This window comes from Pseudomonas donghuensis (assembly GCF_000259195.1).
Classification (GTDB): Bacteria; Pseudomonadota; Gammaproteobacteria; order Pseudomonadales; family Pseudomonadaceae; genus Aquipseudomonas; species Aquipseudomonas donghuensis.
In genome coordinates, this window is the sequence record NZ_JH650760.1 from 242,243 (window position 1) to 260,164 (window position 17,922).

The window sequence follows — 17,922 nt, forward strand, 5'->3', positions numbered from 1 at the left end:
TAGCTACGTAAGCTCAAGGTAAAGTGCCGGTAAAGGCGCTTTGCTTATCCGTCTTCAGTGCTTATCGTTCAGCCTCCTCAAAAGAATTCTTTCCCGCACAATGGTCGATCAACCCATGCTTTCTCGTTCCCGTTCCTCCCGTCGCTGGCTTGTCGGCCTGCTGATCCTGCTGCTGGTCGCTGGCCTCGGCTGGTGGCTGTGGCCGTCGCCGGTCGCGCAAAAGGCCGCTGCTGCGCCGGGTGGCAAGGGTGGGCGGCCGGGCTTTGGCGCGTTCGCAGGTCCGGTGCCGGTGCGGGTCGAGCCGGCGACGGTTGGCGACTTCCCGGTGTACCTCAAGGCCCTGGGCACGGTGACGGCGACCAACACGGTCAACGTGCGCAGCCGGGTCGGTGGCGAGCTGGTCAAGGTCAACTTCCAGGAAGGGCAGAAGGTCAAGGCCGGAGACCTGCTGGCCGAGATCGACCCGCGCAGCTACCAGATCGCCCTGCAACAGGCCGAAGGCACCCTGGCGCAGAACCAGGCGCAACTGAAAAACGCCCAGATCGACCTGCAGCGCTATCAAGGCCTGTACGCCGAAGACAGCATCGCCAAGCAGACCCTGGACACCCAGGCGGCGCTGGTCGGCCAGTACCAGGGGACGATCAAGACCAACCAGGCGGCGGTAGGTGACGCCAAACTCAACCTCGAATTCACCCGCATCCGCGCGCCGATCAATGGCCGTCTGGGGCTGCGCCAGCTCGACGTCGGCAACCTGGTGGCGGCCAACGACACCACCGCGCTGGTGGTCATCACCCAGACCCAGCCGATCAGCGTGGCTTTCACCTTGCCCGAATCGGAGCTCAACACGGTGCTGGCGCGCTACCGCAGTGGCGCACAATTACCGGTCGAGGCCTGGGACCGCAGCGATGCCAAGCAGCAGGCGGTTGGTGTACTGCGCAGCCTCGACAACCAGATCGACACCACCACCGGCACCCTGAAGTTCAAGGCCTTCTTCGAGAACCAGGACGAAGCGCTGTTCCCCAACCAGTTCGTCAATGTGCGGCTGCTGGCCGACACCTTGAAGGGCGTGGTGCTGGCGCCTTCGGCGGCAATCCAGTTCGGTACCGACGGCTCGTTCGTCTATGTCATGGAAGGCGACAACAAGGTGCGCATCCGCCAGCTCAAGCTGGGTGCCAGTGACGGCGACCTCACCGTGGTCACCGAAGGCCTGGCCAAAGGCGAGCGGGTGGTGCTCGAAGGCACCGACCGCCTGCGCGATGGCAGCGACGTCGAAGTGGTTAACGACAGCGCCGACGTTCCCGTCACCCCAGGCCAGCACCTGCAGGGCCAGGACAACAAAGAGGCTTCCGCCGCGACCGGCGCTCAGGGCAAGGCCGGCGCATGAACCTCTCGCGGCTGTTCATCCTGCGCCCGGTGGCGACCACCCTGAGCATGCTGGCCATCGTTCTGGCCGGCCTGATGGCTTATAAGATGCTGCCGGTGGCGGCATTGCCCCAGGTCGATTACCCGACCATCCGGGTCATGACCCTTTACCCCGGCGCCAGCCCCCAGGTGATGACCAGCGCGGTCACCGCACCCCTTGAGCGTCAATTCGGGCAGATGCCCGGCCTGACCCAGATGGCCTCGACCAGCTCCGGCGGTGCCTCGGTGCTGACCCTGCGCTTTAGCCTGGACATGAACATGGACGTCGCCGAGCAACAGGTCCAGGCGGCGATCAACGCCGCCAGCAACCTGCTGCCCAACGACCTGCCGGCGCCGCCGGTGTACAACAAGGTCAACCCGGCCGACACCCCGGTGCTGACCCTGGCGATTTCGTCGAAAACCATGCCGCTGCCCAAGCTCAACGACCTGGTCGACACCCGGGTGGCGCAGAAGATTGCCCAGATTGGTGGCGTCGGCATGGTCAGCATCGCCGGTGGCCAGCGCCAGGCGGTGCGAATCAAGGTCAACCCCGACGCCCTGGCCTCGGCCGGGCTGAACCTGGCCGACGTGCGCACCCTGATCGGCGCCTCCAACGTCAACCAACCCAAAGGCAACTTCGACGGCCCGACCCGGGTCTCGATGCTCGACGCCAACGACCAGCTGCGTTCGCCCGAGGAATACGCCAACCTCATCCTCGCCTACAAAAACGGTGCGCCGCTGCGCCTGAAGGACGTCGCCGAGATCGTCGACGGCGCCGAGAACGAGCGCCTGGCCGCCTGGGCCAACCAGAACCAGGCGGTACTGTTGAACATCCAGCGCCAGCCCGGGGCCAACGTCATCGAAGTGGTCGACCGGATCAAGGCCATGCTGCCGTCGATCACCGACAACCTGCCGGCGGGCCTGGACGTCAGCGTGCTCACCGACCGCACCCAGACCATCCGCGCCTCGGTCAAGGACGTACGCCACGAGCTGTTGATCGCCATTGCCCTGGTGGTCATGGTCACTTTCGTGTTCCTGCGCCGCTTCAGCGCTACCATCATTCCGTCGGTGGCCGTGCCGCTGTCGCTGATCGGCACCTTTGCGGTCATGCACCTGGCCGGCTTTTCGATCAACAACCTGACCCTGATGGCCCTGACCATCGCCACCGGCTTTGTGGTCGACGATGCCATCGTCATGCTGGAGAACATCTCGCGGCATATCGAGGAGGGCGAGACGCCGATGCAGGCCGCGCTCAAGGGCGCCCGGCAAATCGGCTTCACCCTGATCTCGCTGACCTTCTCGCTGATTGCGGTGCTGATCCCGCTGCTATTCATGGCTGACGTGGTCGGCCGGCTGTTTCGCGAGTTCGCCATTACCCTGGCGGTGGCGATCCTGATTTCCCTGGTGGTGTCGCTGACCCTGACGCCGATGATGTGCGCACGCTTGCTCAAACGCGAGCCGGCGATCGAGGCGCAGGGCCGTTTCTACCGGGCCAGCGGCGCCTGGATCGACTGGATGATTGACTACTATGGCCGTGGCCTGCAGTGGGTGCTCAAGCACCAGCCGTTGACCCTGCTGGTGGCGGTGGCAACCCTGGGTCTGACCGTGCTGTTGTACCTGGTGGTGCCCAAGGGCTTCTTCCCGGTGCAGGACACCGGGGTGATCCAGGGCATTTCCGAGGCGCCGCAGTCGGTGTCGTTCACCGCCATGAGCCAGCGTCAGCAGGAGCTCAGCGCGGTGATCCTCAAAGATCCGGCGGTACAGAGCCTGTCGTCCTACATCGGCGTCGATGGCGACAACGCCACCCTCAACAGTGGCCGCCTGCTGATCAACCTCAAGCCGCATGGCGAGCGAGACCTTACCGCTGCCCAGGTGATTGCCCGGCTGCAGCCGCAGGTCGACAAACTGCTCGGCATCCGCCTGTTCATGCAGCCGGTGCAGGACTTGAGCATCGAGGACCGGGTCAGCCGCACCCAGTATCAGTTCAGCCTGTCATCGCCCGATGCCGAGCTGCTGGCGCAGTGGAGCGGCAAACTGGTCGATGCCCTGCAGCAGCGCCCGGAGCTTGCCGATGTCGCCAGCGACCTGCAGGACAAAGGCCTGCAGGTGTTCCTGGTGATCGACCGCGACGCCGCCAGCCGCTTGGGCATCAACGTCGCCGACATCACCAATGCCCTGTATGACGCCTTCGGCCAGCGGCAGATTTCGACCATCTACACCCAGGCCAGCCAGTACCGCGTGGTGCTGCAGGCCGAGGCGGCGTCGAGCATCGGCCCGCAAGTGCTTGAGCAGATTCACGTCAAGGCCAGCGACGGCGGCCAGGTGCGGCTGTCGAGCCTGGCGCGCATCGAGCAGCGCCAGGCGCAACTGGCGATTGCCCATATCGGTCAGTTCCCGGCGGTGATGATGTCGTTCAACCTGGGCCAGGGTGTGGCCCTCGGTGAAGCGGTCAAGGTCATCGAGCAGGTGCAGCAGGACATCGGCATGCCGGTGGGCGTGCAAACCCGCTTCCAGGGCGCGGCCGAAGCCTTCCAGGCCTCGCTGTCGAGCACCTTGCTGCTGATCCTGGCGGCGGTGGTGACCATGTACATCGTGCTTGGTGTGCTGTACGAGAGCTACATCCACCCGGTGACCATCCTCTCGACCCTGCCGTCAGCGGCGGTGGGCGCCTTGCTGGCGTTGATCCTCTCCGGCAACGACCTGGGCATGATCGCCATCATCGGCATCATTTTGCTTATCGGTATCGTCAAGAAGAACGCGATCATGATGATCGACTTCGCCCTGGAGGCCGAGCGCAACCAGGGCATGGCCCCTGAAGCGGCGATCTACCAGGCGGCGCTGCTGCGCTTCCGGCCGATCCTGATGACCACCCTGGCGGCGCTGTTCGGCGCCATCCCGCTGATGCTCGCCACCGGTTCCGGCGCCGAACTGCGCCAGCCGCTGGGCCTGGTCATGGTCGGTGGGCTGCTGGTCAGCCAGGTGCTGACGCTGTTCACTACGCCTGTCATCTACTTGTACTTTGATCGGTTGTCGAGGCGCCTTCGCTCCCGTGGCCTGACTGGAGACTTGGTGTGATCGGCGCCAGCTACAAGCTGCAAGCTACAAGCTGCAAGTGGTCTGGTGTAGGACCGCAGTTGCAGAGGTCACCTCAAACTGCTTGCAGCTTGAAGCTTGCAGCTTGGAGCTACCGTCCATGAACCTGTCCGCGCCTTTCATCGCCCGCCCAGTGGCGACGATGCTGCTGAGCCTGGCGATCATGCTGCTCGGTGGCGTCAGTTTCGGCCTGTTGCCGGTGGCGCCGTTGCCACAGATCGAATTCCCGGTCATCGTCGTCCAGGCCAACCTGCCGGGCGCCAGCCCCGAGGTCATGGCCTCGACCGTGGCCACGCCGCTGGAACGCTCCATGGGCGCCATCTCCGGGGTCAACACCCTGACCAGCAGCTCTAGCCAGGGCTCGACCCGGGTGATCCTCGGCTTCGACCAGGGCCGTGACATCGACGCGGCGGCGCGTGAAGTGCAAGCGGCGATCAATGCCTCGCGCAACCTGCTGCCCAGCGGCATGCGCAGCATGCCGACCTACAAGAAATACAATCCGTCGCAAGCGCCGATCATGGTCCTGGCGCTGACGTCCAGCGTGCTGCAAAAGGGCCAGTTGTACGATCTCGCCTCGACCATCCTGTCCCAGAGCCTGTCCCAGGTGCCGGGGGTCGGGGAGGTGCAGATCGGCGGCAGTTCGCTGCCAGCGGTGCGCGTCGAGCTCGAACCGCAGTTGCTCAACCAGTATGGCGTGGCCCTCGATGACGTGCGTCAGACCATCGCCAATGCCAACCAGCGCCGGCCCAAGGGCTTTATCGAGGACGGCCAGCGCAACTGGCAGGTGCAGGCCAACGACCAACTGGAGAAGGCCAAGGACTACGAGCCCCTGGTGATTCGCTACCAGGACGGCGCGGTGCTGCGCCTGAGCCATGTGGCCAAGGTCAGCGACGCGGTGGAGAACCGCTACAACAGCGGCTTTTTCAATGACCAGGACGCGGTGTTGCTGGTGATCAACCGCCAGACCGGCGCCAACATCATCGAGACCGTGAACAGGATCAAGGAGCAACTGCCGGCCCTGGAGTCGCTGATGCCCGCCAGCGTCAAGCTGGACGTGGCCATGGACCGCTCGCCGGTGATCAAGGCGACCCTCAAGGAAGCCGAGCACACCCTGATCATCGCCGTGGTGCTGGTGATCCTGGTGGTGTTCCTGTTCCTTGGCAACCTGCGCGCCTCGCTGATCCCGACCCTGGCGGTGCCGGTGTCGCTGGTTGGCACCTTCGCGGTCATGTACTTGTGCGGCTTCTCGCTGAACAACCTGTCGCTGATGGCCCTGATCCTCGCCACGGGCCTGGTGGTCGACGATGCCATCGTGGTGCTGGAGAACATCTCCCGGCATATCGACGAGGGCGTGCCGCCGATGCGCGCCGCGTACCTGGGCTCCAAGGAAGTCGGCTTCACCCTGCTGTCGATGAACCTGTCGCTGGTGGTGGTGTTTGTCTCGATCCTGTTCATGGGCGGCATCGTCGGTTCGCTGTTTCGCGAATTCTCCATCACCCTGGCGGTGGCGATCCTGGTGTCGTTGCTGGTGTCCCTGACCCTCACGCCGATGCTCTGCGCGCGCTGGCTCAAGGCCCAGCCGGAGGGCGAGCAGACCCGCCTGCAACGCTGGAGCGAGCAGCTCAACCAACGCATGATGGCCGGTTATGGGCGCAGCCTGGACTGGGTCATGCGCTATCGGCGCCTGACCCTGCTGAGCCTGTTGGTGACCATCGCGGTCAACATCGCCCTGTATGTGATGGTGCCCAAGACCTTCCTGCCGCAGCAGGACACCGGCCAGTTGATAGGCTTTGTCCGTGGTGACGACGGCCTGTCGTTCCAGGTAATGCAGCCGAAGATGGAAATCTACCGCCGCGCCTTGCTCGCCGACCCTGCGGTGCAAAGCGTGGCCGGCTTCATCGGCGGCAACAGTGGCACCAACAACGCCATGGTGCTGGTGCGCCTCAAGCCGATCAGCGAGCGCAAGGTGTCGGCGCAGAAGATCATCGAGCGCCTGCGCAAAGAGCTGCCCAAGGTGCCCGGCGGACGGCTGTTCCTGATGGCCGACCAGGACCTGCAGTTCGGCGGTGGCCGCGACCAGAGCAGCTCGCAGTTCCTCTACACCTTGCAAAGCAGCGAGCTGTCGGCCCTGCGCGAGTGGTACCCGAAGGTGGTCGCTGCGTTCAAGGCCCTGCCGGAGCTGACCGCCATCGACGCCCGCGAGGGCGGCGGTACCCAGCAGATCACCCTGGTGGTCGACCGCGAACAGGCCAAACGCCTGGGCATCGACATGAGCATGGTCACCTCGGTGCTCAACAACGCCTACAGCCAGCGGCAGATCTCGACCATCTACGACAGCCTCAACCAGTACCAGGTGGTGATGGAGATCAACCCCAAGTACGCCCAGGACCCGCGGACCCTGGAGCAGGTGCAGGTGATTACCGCCGACGGCACCCGGGTGCCGCTGGCCACCTTCGCCCATTACGAGAACAGCCTGGCCGACGACCGCGTCAGCCACGAGGGCCAGTTCGCCTCCGAGAGCATCAACTTCGACATCGCCGAAGGCTACAGCCAGGACCAGGCCATGGCCGCGGTCGAGCGGGCGGTGGCCAAGGTCGGCCTGCCCGAGGACGTGATCGCCAAGCTCGGCGGCACCGGTGACGCCTTCGCCGAAAGTCAGAAGGGCCAGCCGTTCATGATCCTCGGTGCCTTGCTGGCGGTATACCTGGTGCTGGGCATTCTCTACGAAAGCTACATTCACCCCCTGACCATCCTCTCGACTTTGCCATCGGCCGGGGTAGGGGCCTTGCTCACGCTCTACGTGGTCGGCAGCGAGTTCAGTCTGATTTCCCTGCTCGGGCTGTTCCTGCTGATCGGCGTGGTGAAAAAGAACGCAATCATGATGATCGACCTGGCCCTGCAGCTGGAGCGCCATGAGCAGCTGAGCCCGGAGGCATCGATCCGCCGCGCCTGCCTGCTGCGTCTGCGGCCGATCCTGATGACCACCCTGGCGGCCATCCTTGGCGCCTTGCCGCTGCTGCTCAGCCATGCCGAGGGCGCCGAGATGCGTCAACCGCTGGGCCTGACCATCATCGGCGGGCTGGTCTTCAGCCAGATCCTCACGCTTTACACCACCCCGGTGGTCTACCTCTATCTGGACCGCCTGCGCCATCGCTTCAACCACTGGCGCGGCGTGCGTACCGATGCTGCTTTGGAAACCCCGCTATGACCCGACGTCCGTTTCTTTCCGACCGTTCGCTGCAGCCGTTGCTGGCCGCCCGCGGCTCGCGCCTGCTGGCCTGCGCGCTGAGCCTGGCAATGCTCAGCGCCTGCACCCTGAGCCCGGACTACCACCGGCCGGAAACCCCGGCGCCGGTAGCGTTCAAGCACGCCGAAGGCTGGACCCAGGCCAACCCCTCGGACGCCATCGCCCGCGGTGCCTGGTGGGAGTTGTACGGCGATGCCCAGCTCAATGGCCTGGTCGAGCAGCTCAATGCCAGCAACCAGACCGTCGCCCAATATGCCGCCCAGTACCGCCAGGCCCAGGCCCTGGTGCGCAGCGCCCGTGGCGCACTGTTCCCAAGCCTCGACCTGTCGGCCGGCAAGACCCGCTCCAGCCAGGGCACCGGCAGCTCAAGCTCGAGCCTGAGCAATAACAGCAGCGGCATCCGCAACACCTACAGCACCCAGTTGGGGGTGAGCTGGGAAGCCGACCTGTGGGGCAAGCTGCGTGACGGCCTGGCCGCCAACCAGGCCAGCGCCGAGGCCAGCCTCGCCGACATGGCGTCGATCCGCCTGAGCCTGCAATCGGAGCTGGTGCAGAATTACCTGCAGTTGCGGGTGATCGACGAGCAGAAACGCCTGCTCGAGGCGACGGTCGAGGCTTACGAGCGTTCGCTGAAGATGACCGAGAACCAGTACCGTGCCGGGGTCTCGGGCAAGGACGCGGTAGCCCAGGCGCAGACCCAGCTGAAAAGCACCCAGGCCGACCTGATCGACCTGGTGTGGCAGCGCGCGCAACTGGAAAACGCCATCGCCGTGCTGCTGGGCAAGGCGCCGGCCGAGTTCGCCCTGGCCGACAGCAAGGCCATCCCGGCGCTGCCGCAGGTGCCAGTGGCCTTGCCCTCGCAGTTGCTTGAGCGCCGCCCGGACATCGCCAAGGCCGAGCGCAACGTGATGTCGGCCAACGCCAGCATCGGCGTGGCCCGCGCCGCCTACTTTCCGGACCTGACCCTGAGCATGAGCGGCGGCTACAGCAGCAGCAGTTTCAGCGACTGGATCAGCCTGCCGAACCGCTTCTGGTCGGTCGGCCCGCAACTGGCCATGACCCTGTTTGACGGCGGCCAGCGCGCCGCCGAAGTCGATCGCAGCGAAGCGGTCTACGACCAGACCGTGGCCCAGTACCGCCAGACTGTGCTCGACGGCTTCAAGGAAGTGGAAAACTACCTGGTGCAGCTCAAGGTCTTTGAGGACGAAGCGCGGGTGCGCAGCGAAGCCCTGGCCTCGGCCCGCGAATCCCTGCGCCTGACCAACAACCAGTACAAGGCCGGGCTGATTGCCTACCTGGACGTGGTCAACGTGCAGACCACCGCCCTGAGCAACGAGCGCAGCGTGCTCAACCTGCTGCAGGGACGGCTGGTGGCCAGCGTGCAGTTGATCGCGGCGTTGGGCGGTGGGTGGGACTCACAGGCAGCGTTTTCTGAACAAAGTGATTGATATAAAGTGTTATAAAACAAGCAGATAGATAGCTTTATTAAGGTTGTCTATTCGGATTGGAAGCTTCCGGTGCAGATTGCACTGTTTGTCGTTATATGACTTTAACTATATCTATTATGGCATTGTTTTATATGAAGTTTATATTCTAGAAATTGCCTGAGATGGCGATGATTCGCTATTGCCATCTTCCACCGAAAACTCCGTGCGTTTCGCCAAAGGTTGAGTACAATCATCGGCTTTTACCCGGGCCTTGCCAGTGCCCGGCCTACGGGTTGTGGAAGGCCTCATGCTGATCGGTAGTTATTCCTCTTCGCTGGTATTGATTTCGCTGTGTGTGGCCATCCTTGCTTCGTATACCGCCCTGGACCTGACCGGCCGGATCACCACCGCCAAGGGCCGTGCGGTGTACCTGTGGATCTGCGGCGGGGCCCTGGCCATGGGGACCGGAATCTGGTCGATGCACTTTATCGGCATGCTCGCCCTGAGCCTGCCGATCGAGCTGGGCTATGACATTACCCTGACCCTGTTGTCGCTGCTGATCGCCGGGCTGTCGTCGGGCTTTGCCCTGTGGCTGGTCAGCCAGCCGACCTTGCCCTGGCTGCAACTGGGGTTCGGTGCGCTGATCATGGGCAGCGGCATCAGCTGCATGCACTACACCGGGATGGCGGCGCTGCGCATGGCGCCGGGCATCGACTACGACCCCACGCTGTTCAGCGCCTCGTTGCTGATTGCAGTCGGTGCTTCGGCGGCAGCGTTGTGGATCGCCTTCCGCCTGCGCCAGCAAACCCTGTACGTGCGGCAGATTCGTGGCGGCGCGGCGATCATCATGGGCATGGCGATCGTCGGCATGCATTACACCGGCATGGCCGCGGCGAACTTCCCTGAAGGCAGCTACTGCGCAGCGCTGGGCAAGGGCCTGAGTGGCAACGGCCTGGATTACCTGGTGCTGATCACTACCCTGGCGGTGCTGGCCGCAGCCTTGCTGACCTCGGTACTGGATGCCCGCCTGGAAGCCCGTACAGCCGAACTTGCGCGCTCGCTGACCCTGGCCAACCAGGAACTGACCCAACTGGCCCTGCATGACACGCTCACCGGCCTGCCGAACCGTACGCTGCTGGCCGACCGTATCGAGCAGGCGATCAGCAAGGTGGCCGAGCAGGGTGGTTGTTTCGCCCTGATGTTCATCGACCTGGACGGCTTCAAGCCGGTCAACGACGCCTTCGGCCACCATATGGGCGACCAGTTGCTCAAGGAAGTCGCCCTGCGCCTGCGCGGCCATCTGCACAGCCAGGATACCCTGGCGCGAATCGGCGGCGATGAGTTCGTGCTGCTGGTCGACTTGCAGGAAGCCGACGACGCCGTGGGTGTGGCGGCCAAGCAGGTCAACCTGATTTCGCGCAGCTTTCGCGTCGCCGAGCAGAACCTGCAGATTTCGGCGAGCATCGGTATCGTCCTGTACCCGGGCAATGGCATCGACCAGCATGAGCTGCTGCGCAACGCCGACGCGGCCATGTACCACGCCAAGAGCGCTGGCAAGAACGGCTACAGCTTCTTCGACGTGTCGATGAACAGCAACGCGCGCCTGCAACTGCAACTGCTGCAGGATTTGCGCGTGGCCCTGGAGCAGGGGCAGTTCTGCCTGTATTACCAGCCCAAGTTCGATGCCCACAACTGCCAGCCGATCGGCGCCGAGGCACTGCTGCGCTGGGAGCACCCGCAGCATGGCCTGATGCTGCCGGACCGCTTTATCGTCCAGGCGGAGAAGACCGGGCTGATCATCCCGATCGGCGAATGGGTGCTGGACGAGGCCTGCCGGCAGATGCGCATCTGGATCGATCAAGGCCACAGCAACTGGCGCATCGCGGTGAACCTCTCGGCCATCCAGTTCTGTCACACAGGGCTGGTCGAGAGTGTGGCCAAGGTGCTGGCGCGGCATCAGTTGCCGGCCAACAGCCTGACCCTGGAAATCACCGAAACCACCGCCATGCGCGACGCCGATGCCAGCATGCAGGTGCTGCAGCGGCTATCGGACATGGGCGTGGACCTGTCCATTGACGACTTCGGTACCGGCTATTCGAGCCTGATGTACCTCAAGCGCCTGCCGGCCAACGAGCTGAAGATCGACCGAGGCTTTGTTCGCGACCTGGAGCAGGACAGCGACGATGCCGCCATCGTCTCGGCAATCGTCGCCCTGGGCCAGGCATTGGGCTTGCGGATTGTTGCCGAAGGGGTCGAGACCGATCGCCAGCAGAGTTTCCTGACCCGGCTGGGGTGTGACTCGTTGCAAGGGTATCTGCTCGGCCAGCCACAGCCGGCCGAGCGCTTCATTGCCGATATCGAGCGAGGGCGCGAGCCCCTGGCCGCCAGCTGATCAGCCGGCGGCGCGCAGGTTGCAGGAGGTCTGGAAGGCGTCGAGTTCCGCCTCCACCGCCTCGATGATGCGTTCGACGTCAGCCGCAGGCATCAGCGTGGCACAGGGAATGCCGGCAACCGCCAGCAAGGTTTCGCCGGTGGCCCGGTCGAACAGGCGCGCCACCATGCTGCGCGGGGCGTCCATGCTGGCCTCGAAGCCCAGCGGATGAAAATGCCAGCGCATCATCTGGCAGGCGTTGGGGAACGTCAGCTTGTTCATGCCGGCCTCCGTGTACGGTGAACCTCACGCAAGAGTGGGCGGGTCGGTGGGACCCGACGGGAAACCTAAACATAGCATCACTGGCGCCAGTGTCCGGCGCCGATCATGACGGTTTTCCGATTGTTTGACCCAGGTCACGTTCACTGGAGGGCAGGGCGGACACTTTCCCTTTCCCGGCAAACGTTTGCCGGCAATATTTCACCGCGTGCTGTCGCGCTGTTCTGCTATTTTTACCGGCAGTCGGCTGGGATGCTTGCCAGGGAGTTTCAGACCAATGGCGCGTCCGGGTTCAGTCAAGGAGACCGTCCATGCGTTATTCCGCGCTCACCCAACGTATCGCCGGTGACGGTGCTGCAGCCTGGAACATCCACTACCGTGCCGTCGAACTGCAAGGCCAGGGCCGGGACATCATCCTGCTGTCGATTGGCGACCCGGATTTCGATACCCCTCAGCCGATTGTCGATGCCGCCATCGACAGCCTGCGCGCCGGCCATACCCATTATTCCGATGTGCGCGGCAGCGAAGCCTTGCGCAGTGCCATTGCCGCTCACCACACCCGACATAGCGGGCAGCCGGTCGACCCGCTGGAAGTGGTGGTGCTGGCCGGGGCGCAATGTGCGCTGTATGGCGTGGCCCAGTGCCTGTTCGACCCGGGCGACGAGGTGATCGTCGCCGAGCCCATGTACGTGACCTACGAGGCAGTGTTTGGCGCCTGCGCAGCCAGGGTGGTACCGGTGCCGGTGCGCCCGGAGCAGGGCTTTCGGGTCGACGCCGATGATGTCGCTCGGCTGATTACCCCGCGCACGCGCGCCTTGCTGCTCAACAGCCCGCACAACCCCTCCGGCGCCAGCCTGCCCAAGGCCACCTGGCAGCGCCTGGCGCACCTGTGCATCAAACATGACTTGTGGCTGATCTCCGATGAGGTCTACAGCGAGCTGCTGTTTGAGGGCAAGCATTTCAGCCCGGCCAGCCTGCCGGGCATGGCCGAGCGCAGCGCGACCATCAACAGCCTGTCCAAGTCCCATGCCATGTCCGGTTGGCGGGTCGGTTGGGTGATCGGCCCGCAGCTGTTGACCGAGCACTTGAGCAACCTGGCCCTGTGCATGCTCTATGGCCTGCCGGACTTTATCCAGAACGCCGCCCAGGTGGCCCTTGAGCAAGACCTGCCCGAGGTGCGGCAAATGCGCGACACCTACCGTGAGCGGCGTGACCGGGTCTGCGCCAGCCTTGAAGGCTGCCCGGGCATCCGCGTGCACAAGCCCGATGGCGGCATGTTCGTGATGGTCGATATCCGCGAGACCGGCATGGGTGCCCAGGCTTTTGCCGAGCGCCTGCTGGAGGAACATGGGGTATCGGTGCTGGCCGGCGATGCCTTCGGCCCCAGCGCCGCCGGGCACCTGCGTTTTGGCCTGGTGCTCGACAGCGAGCGCCTGGAGCAGGCCTGCCAGCGCATTGCCCGCTGCGCCGCCGAGGTGCTCGAAGGCGTGCCGTCAGTTCAGCAGGCCGGCGGCAATATTGATGGTAAAACCCAGAATCGCGGTGTTGAAAACAAAACCTACCAGTGAGTGGGCCAGGACGATGCGGCGCATCTGCCGGTCGGCCACGCCCACGTCCGAGGTTTGCACGGCGACGTTGAGGGTGAAGGAGAAATAATGAAAATCCCAGTAATCGGGGTTCAGCTCGCCATCGGCAAAGCGCAGTAGCGGCTCCTTGCTGCCGGCGGTGTAGAACAGCCTGGCGTAGTGCAGGCTGAAAATCATGCCGATCATCAGCCAGGAGCCGGCGACGGTGAAGCCGGTATAAACGTAGTGCAGCATCTGCGGGCCGCCGACAAGACCACGGCTGGCGGCCAGTTGCAGGGTCACTGCGGCGAGGCTGGCGATTGCCGCGATGCTGACGGTGAACAGCACCAGCCCCGCGTTTTCATCCTCGATGCAGGCCACTTCGCGCACCTTCTCGGGGCTTGCGCGCAGCGTCAGCCACAGCACCAGCAGCAGGTACAGCCAGACCCCGATGTTCCAGCCGGTGAGGATGTGCTGAACCAGGCCATCGGCCGGGATCAGCCAGCCGCTCAGGCTGCCGACAACGGCAGAAAAACTCAGGCGCGGGTGGGTGCGGGTCAGTCGATGGAAAGCCATGGGGCCTCAGGTCGGGAGGGTATCTGGGCAACTGTAGCCCATCGCCTCGGCCACCGGACACGGAAATGCTTGCTGGCAGGCGTGGCCTTGGGCATTCTTGCGCGCCTTGTATGCTCATGGATGACGCCGCCTTTGTTTGCCCCCTCTCTACGCCTGGCCGCTTGCGCCCTGGGCGCTGCCCTGTCGCTCGGCGGTTGCAGCCATGGCATCGAATCGATGCCGCTGGAATTCAGTTCGTTCACCTATCACGACGGCTCCTACTATCTGCGCTTTCGCAGCGATGAAGAGATTGTCAGCCTGTTCAAACGGCACACCGGCGACGGGCAGATCGGTGAGTGGCTCAAGTGCGCCCTGGATGACGACCAGGACTTCACCGTCGGTCATGCCATGATCTACAACCTGGGCGGCGGGGTGGACTTCGAGGGCATCTCCGAAGTCCGGGGCTACAACTATGTGGTCTGGGCACGTTTCAACAAGACCACCCCGGACCGCAGCACCGAGACGGCGCTGCTCAAGCCGGCAATCCATCGCCTGCTGGCGGGCAAGACCAGCATCCCCTGCAAGCTGAGCATCACCGCCTTCCCCTACAACGCCTACTACTCGAAAACCATGCAACTGCCGGTCGCCCAGGTACTCAGCGAAGTGGCCAAGCACCGCGACCGGCTGCCGGAGTGGGTTCCCTACCAGGTGGATGCCGGTCGTCCGCCCCTGGTCCCGCAGATCGAGCCTGTGCCGCTGTACGGCAAGCGCCTGCAGATGATCGATACCGACACCGGTAAACCGCGCGGCTATGTGCCGTACATCGTCAAGCGCCGCGATGGCTACCTGGAACGGGGCGAGACCGATTACGACGGCTTGACCCATGAAGTCCTGTCGCTGACCCCGGAGACCGTGCAGTTGTACCTGGATGAGCCGGTGCCATGAAATTGCCCTCAATCGATTCCAAGGGCGTCGATGAGGTACTATCGGGATTCTTGCCGTGGCCAAAAAGACTTGCCAATCAAAGACCTGATCGTGATGCAGGTCAGTGGCCGCGGCGCTGTCACGAGTCAGACTGGCCCGTTGCAGGCCCCTGACCTCTGTTGCGCTCTACAGGATTCCCGGTTTGTCCGATTCACTGCAAAACCCCTTGCTGCAATACCTCGCCCGCCTGGCGCCGTCCAGCCAGCTGACCATGAAGTACATCCTCCAGGATGCCGCCGACCGCCTGGGCTTCGAGGATTGCGACATCGCCGAGGTGCCCTGGCACCAGCTTGAGCCCGGGCATGTCACCGCGCTGGTAGCGGCCTTGCGCGCCGACGGCTATGCGCCGAACACCTCGTCGCTTTACGTCAACGCGGTGCGCGGGGTGATGAACGAGGCCTGGCGCCTGAGCCTGATCAGCCAGGAGCAATTGCTCAAGATCCGCACGGTCAAGCCAACCCAAGGCGCTCGATTGCCGGTCGGGCGCAACCTCAAGCGCAGCCTGATCCGCGAACTGATGGACGCCTGCGCCGCCGACCCGCGGCCCCAGGGCCTGCGCGATGCGGCGGTGATTGCCTTGTTGTATGGCACCGGCATGCGCAAGTCAGAGTCGGTCAACCTGACCTTGAGCCAGGTGGACTTTGATGAGCGCAGCCTGCAGGTGCTGGGCAAGGGCAACAAGCAACTGATCAAGTACGCACCGCCCTGGGCCTTTGAAAAGCTCAACGCCTGGCTGGCGTTTCGCCGCGAGCAGTTGCCTGAAGGGCAGGCCGACGATGAGTTCCTGTTCAACCGGATCCGCCGTGGCAGCCACATTACCCGCGAGCGCATCACCAAGCACGCGATCTACTACATCGCCCGCCAGCGCGGCACCCAGGTCGGGGTAAAGATCATGCCCCACGATTTTCGCCGCTCGTTCATCACCCGGGTGATCGAGGAGCATGACCTGTCGATCGCGCAAAAGCTTGCCCACCACACCAACATCCAGACCACCGCCAACTACGACATGCGCGATGACAACGAGCGGCGCAGGGCGGTGGATCGCTACGATTACTGACCTGTGGAGTTGCTTCTAGATTACTGCCCAGCCGCCTCCAGCCCCATCTGCCAGAAGTCCGCTTCCAGCCGCGAGGCCTGGGCGAAGACCTTGACCAGTTCCTCGAATCGCCGTTCGGTCATGGTCCGGGCCGCCAGCTCATCCAGATGCGCGCGGGCAGCGGTGGCCACGCCCTGGTAACCGGCACCGGCGTACTCGCCAATCCATTCGCGATAAGGATGATCGCCCAGCGCCTGGACACCGTTCGGCGTCAGGTTGCGGCCAATCTCGGCGTAGCCGATCACGCACGGCGCCAAGGCTATGTGCAGGTCTAGAAGGTCGCCGGCGGCGCCGCAGTCCAGCACGAAGCGGGTATAGGCTACCGTGGCCTGGTGCTCTGGGGTCGCCGCGAGGTCCGCGGGCGACAGCCCCCAGCGCTCGCACAGGCGCACGTGCAGCTCGGTTTCGTCGAGGATCGCCGCCAGCCCTGCCTGGGCGGCGCGGATATCGGCGAGGGTGCGGCTCTTGTAGGCGGCCAGGGCCCAGGAGCGGGCGAACTGGATCAGGAACAGGTAATCCTGCACCAGGTACGTGCGAAACGCTGGCTGCGCCAGGGTGCCGGCACCCATCTGGCGAACGAAGTCGTGTTCGACATAGCTGTGCCAATCGGCGCTGGCGGCCTGTTTCAGGCGCTCGAAGATATCCACGGTTTACCCCTTGGTGGTCGAATCCATACAGCAAGGCCAGGACGTCGGTGCTTGCCGATCCTGTGGGCGCCGGCCTTGCCGGCGATGCAAGGCCATGCCTTGCCAATCAGGCTCACCTCAATGTGTCGGGCAGCCCTGTTCCTTGACGATGCGCTGGGTCGACGCCGGGTTGTTCACCAGCTTGGCCGCCGAGCGGGCCGGGCGCTTGACCAGTTCACCGCCGCAATTAGGGCACTGGCCCTTGAGCTGAAGCTCGTCGCAATCACGGCAGAAGGTACATTCGAACGAGCAGATCAACGCATCCGGGCTATCGCCGGGTAAATCAGAGCCACAGCATTCACAGTTCGGGCGCAGTTCGAGCATGCTCAGGTCCTCGCAGGCAGGGGGAAATCGTCAGTGTATACGCTCAGGGCCGATACAGGTGGGCGTGGCCGGCGCGGTACAGCGCCGACTCCGAGAAGGTATCGTTGCCCAGCACCCGGCCTACCAGAATCAGCGCGGTACGGCGAAAATCCTTGGCCGCGGCCAGCTCGACAATTGTCTCCAGGGTGCCCAGCACCCAGTCCTGGTCCGGCCAGGTCGCCCGGTGCACCACGGCGATCGGGCAGTCATCGCCGTAGTGCGGGCGCAGTTCTTCGACGATCCTCGCCAGGTGTTTGACCCCCAGGTGCACCGCCAGGGTGGTCTGGTGGCGGGCAAGATCGGCCAGTTGCTCGCCGGCCGGCATCGGTGACTTGTCGGCGTAGCGGGTGAGGATCACGCTCTGGGCGATGCCCGGCAAGGTCAGTTCGCAGCCGAGCAGGGCGGCGCTGGCCGCGGCGGCGGTGACGCCGGGGACAATCTCGTAGGGAATGCCCAGCTCGCGCAGGTAGCGGATCTGCTCGCCGATCGCGCCATACAGGCTCGGGTCGCCGCTGTGCACCCGGGCCACGTCCTGGCCCTGGTCATGGGCGCGCTTGATCGCGTCGATGATCTGCGCCAGGTGCAGTTCGGCGCTGTTGATGAGCGTCCCGGCGCGGTGGCCTTCCAGCACTGCGGCCGGGACCAGGGAGCCGGCGTAGATGATCACCGGGCAGCGATGGATCAGGCGCTGGCCCTTGACAGTGATCAGCTCCGGATCGCCGGGGCCGGCGCCGATGAAATAGACGGTCATGGAGAGTCCTTGCTGGGAAAGTGCCGATTATCGGCGAAAATCGGTGGCGCAGGCCAATGCCAGGCTGGCGTCGGCCTGCAGGCTGCGCGGTACCCGCAGGCGGG

13 protein-coding genes are annotated in these 17,922 nt (G+C 64.3%); 8 read left to right on the plus strand and 5 right to left on the minus strand.

The features are described from left to right. Positions 1-100: 100 nt before the first annotated feature. The 5 genes from UW3_RS0108930 (at position 101) to UW3_RS0108950 (ending at position 11,560) form a co-directional block, all read left to right on the plus strand. Positions 101-1,384, plus strand: coding sequence for an MdtA/MuxA family multidrug efflux RND transporter periplasmic adaptor subunit (locus UW3_RS0108930; protein WP_010222016.1), 1,284 nt, complete (start codon positions 101-103; stop codon positions 1,382-1,384). Then, entirely contained in the window at positions 1,381-4,476 is a 3,096-nt protein-coding gene (locus tag UW3_RS0108935; RefSeq protein ID WP_010222017.1) for an MdtB/MuxB family multidrug efflux RND transporter permease subunit, read from the plus strand. The genes UW3_RS0108930 and UW3_RS0108935 overlap by 4 nt, the downstream gene beginning before the upstream one ends. Before the next feature lie 118 nt (positions 4,477-4,594). Next, on the plus strand, positions 4,595-7,702 hold the full coding sequence (locus UW3_RS0108940; RefSeq protein ID WP_010222018.1) for an efflux RND transporter permease subunit: 3,108 nt from the start codon (positions 4,595-4,597) through the stop codon (positions 7,700-7,702). Next, a complete protein-coding gene (locus tag UW3_RS0108945) occupies positions 7,699-9,189 on the plus strand; it encodes an efflux transporter outer membrane subunit (RefSeq protein WP_010222019.1) in 1,491 nt (496 codons plus the stop codon). The genes UW3_RS0108940 and UW3_RS0108945 overlap by 4 nt, the downstream gene beginning before the upstream one ends. A gap of 286 nt (positions 9,190-9,475) precedes the next feature. Then, positions 9,476-11,560, plus strand: a complete 2,085-nt coding sequence (locus tag UW3_RS0108950) for a putative bifunctional diguanylate cyclase/phosphodiesterase (protein ID WP_010222020.1) — start codon at positions 9,476-9,478, stop codon at positions 11,558-11,560. Here UW3_RS0108950 and UW3_RS0108955 read toward each other — a convergent pair whose 3' ends face one another. After that, positions 11,561-11,821 carry a DUF1652 domain-containing protein gene (locus UW3_RS0108955; RefSeq protein WP_010222021.1) on the minus strand — a complete coding sequence of 87 codons (261 nt, stop codon included), beginning with the start codon at positions 11,819-11,821 and terminating at the stop codon, positions 11,561-11,563. A 308-nt stretch (positions 11,822-12,129) separates the two neighbouring features. Between UW3_RS0108955 and UW3_RS0108960 the strand changes: the two genes are divergently transcribed. Continuing rightward, a complete protein-coding gene (locus tag UW3_RS0108960) occupies positions 12,130-13,386 on the plus strand; it encodes a pyridoxal phosphate-dependent aminotransferase (RefSeq protein ID WP_010222022.1) in 1,257 nt (418 codons plus the stop codon). On the opposite strand, the gene UW3_RS0108965 is transcribed toward UW3_RS0108960, so the two are convergent. Further along, positions 13,312-13,959 carry a DUF1345 domain-containing protein gene (locus UW3_RS0108965; RefSeq protein WP_010222023.1) on the minus strand — a complete coding sequence of 216 codons (648 nt, stop codon included), beginning with the start codon at positions 13,957-13,959 and terminating at the stop codon, positions 13,312-13,314. The two genes, UW3_RS0108960 and UW3_RS0108965, sit on opposite strands and share 75 nt — an antisense overlap. A gap of 120 nt (positions 13,960-14,079) precedes the next feature. On the opposite strand from UW3_RS0108965, the gene UW3_RS27840 reads away from it, so the two are divergent. Continuing rightward, the gene (locus tag UW3_RS27840; protein ID WP_145997602.1) at positions 14,080-14,883 is read left to right on the plus strand and encodes a hypothetical protein; all 804 of its coding nucleotides are present in this window, start codon (positions 14,080-14,082) and stop codon (positions 14,881-14,883) included. Between the two features lie 181 nt (positions 14,884-15,064). Continuing rightward, a complete protein-coding gene (locus tag UW3_RS0108975) occupies positions 15,065-15,979 on the plus strand; it encodes a site-specific integrase (RefSeq protein ID WP_010222025.1) in 915 nt (304 codons plus the stop codon). Between the two features lie 20 nt (positions 15,980-15,999). Here the strand turns inward: UW3_RS0108975 and UW3_RS0108980 are convergent, their stop codons facing one another. The 3 genes from UW3_RS0108980 to cobM form a co-directional block, all read right to left on the minus strand. Beyond that, the gene (locus UW3_RS0108980; protein WP_010222026.1) at positions 16,000-16,665 is read right to left on the minus strand and encodes a TenA family protein; all 666 of its coding nucleotides are present in this window, start codon (positions 16,663-16,665) and stop codon (positions 16,000-16,002) included. A 117-nt stretch (positions 16,666-16,782) separates the two neighbouring features. Continuing rightward, positions 16,783-17,028: a DUF1272 domain-containing protein gene (locus UW3_RS0108985; protein WP_010222027.1), complete on the minus strand. Its 246-nt coding sequence runs from the start codon at positions 17,026-17,028 to the stop codon at positions 16,783-16,785. 43 nt (positions 17,029-17,071) lie between these two features. Continuing rightward, positions 17,072-17,818 carry a precorrin-4 C(11)-methyltransferase gene (gene cobM, locus UW3_RS0108990; protein WP_010222028.1) on the minus strand — a complete coding sequence of 249 codons (747 nt, stop codon included), beginning with the start codon at positions 17,816-17,818 and terminating at the stop codon, positions 17,072-17,074. Positions 17,819-17,922: the final 104 nt, after the last annotated feature.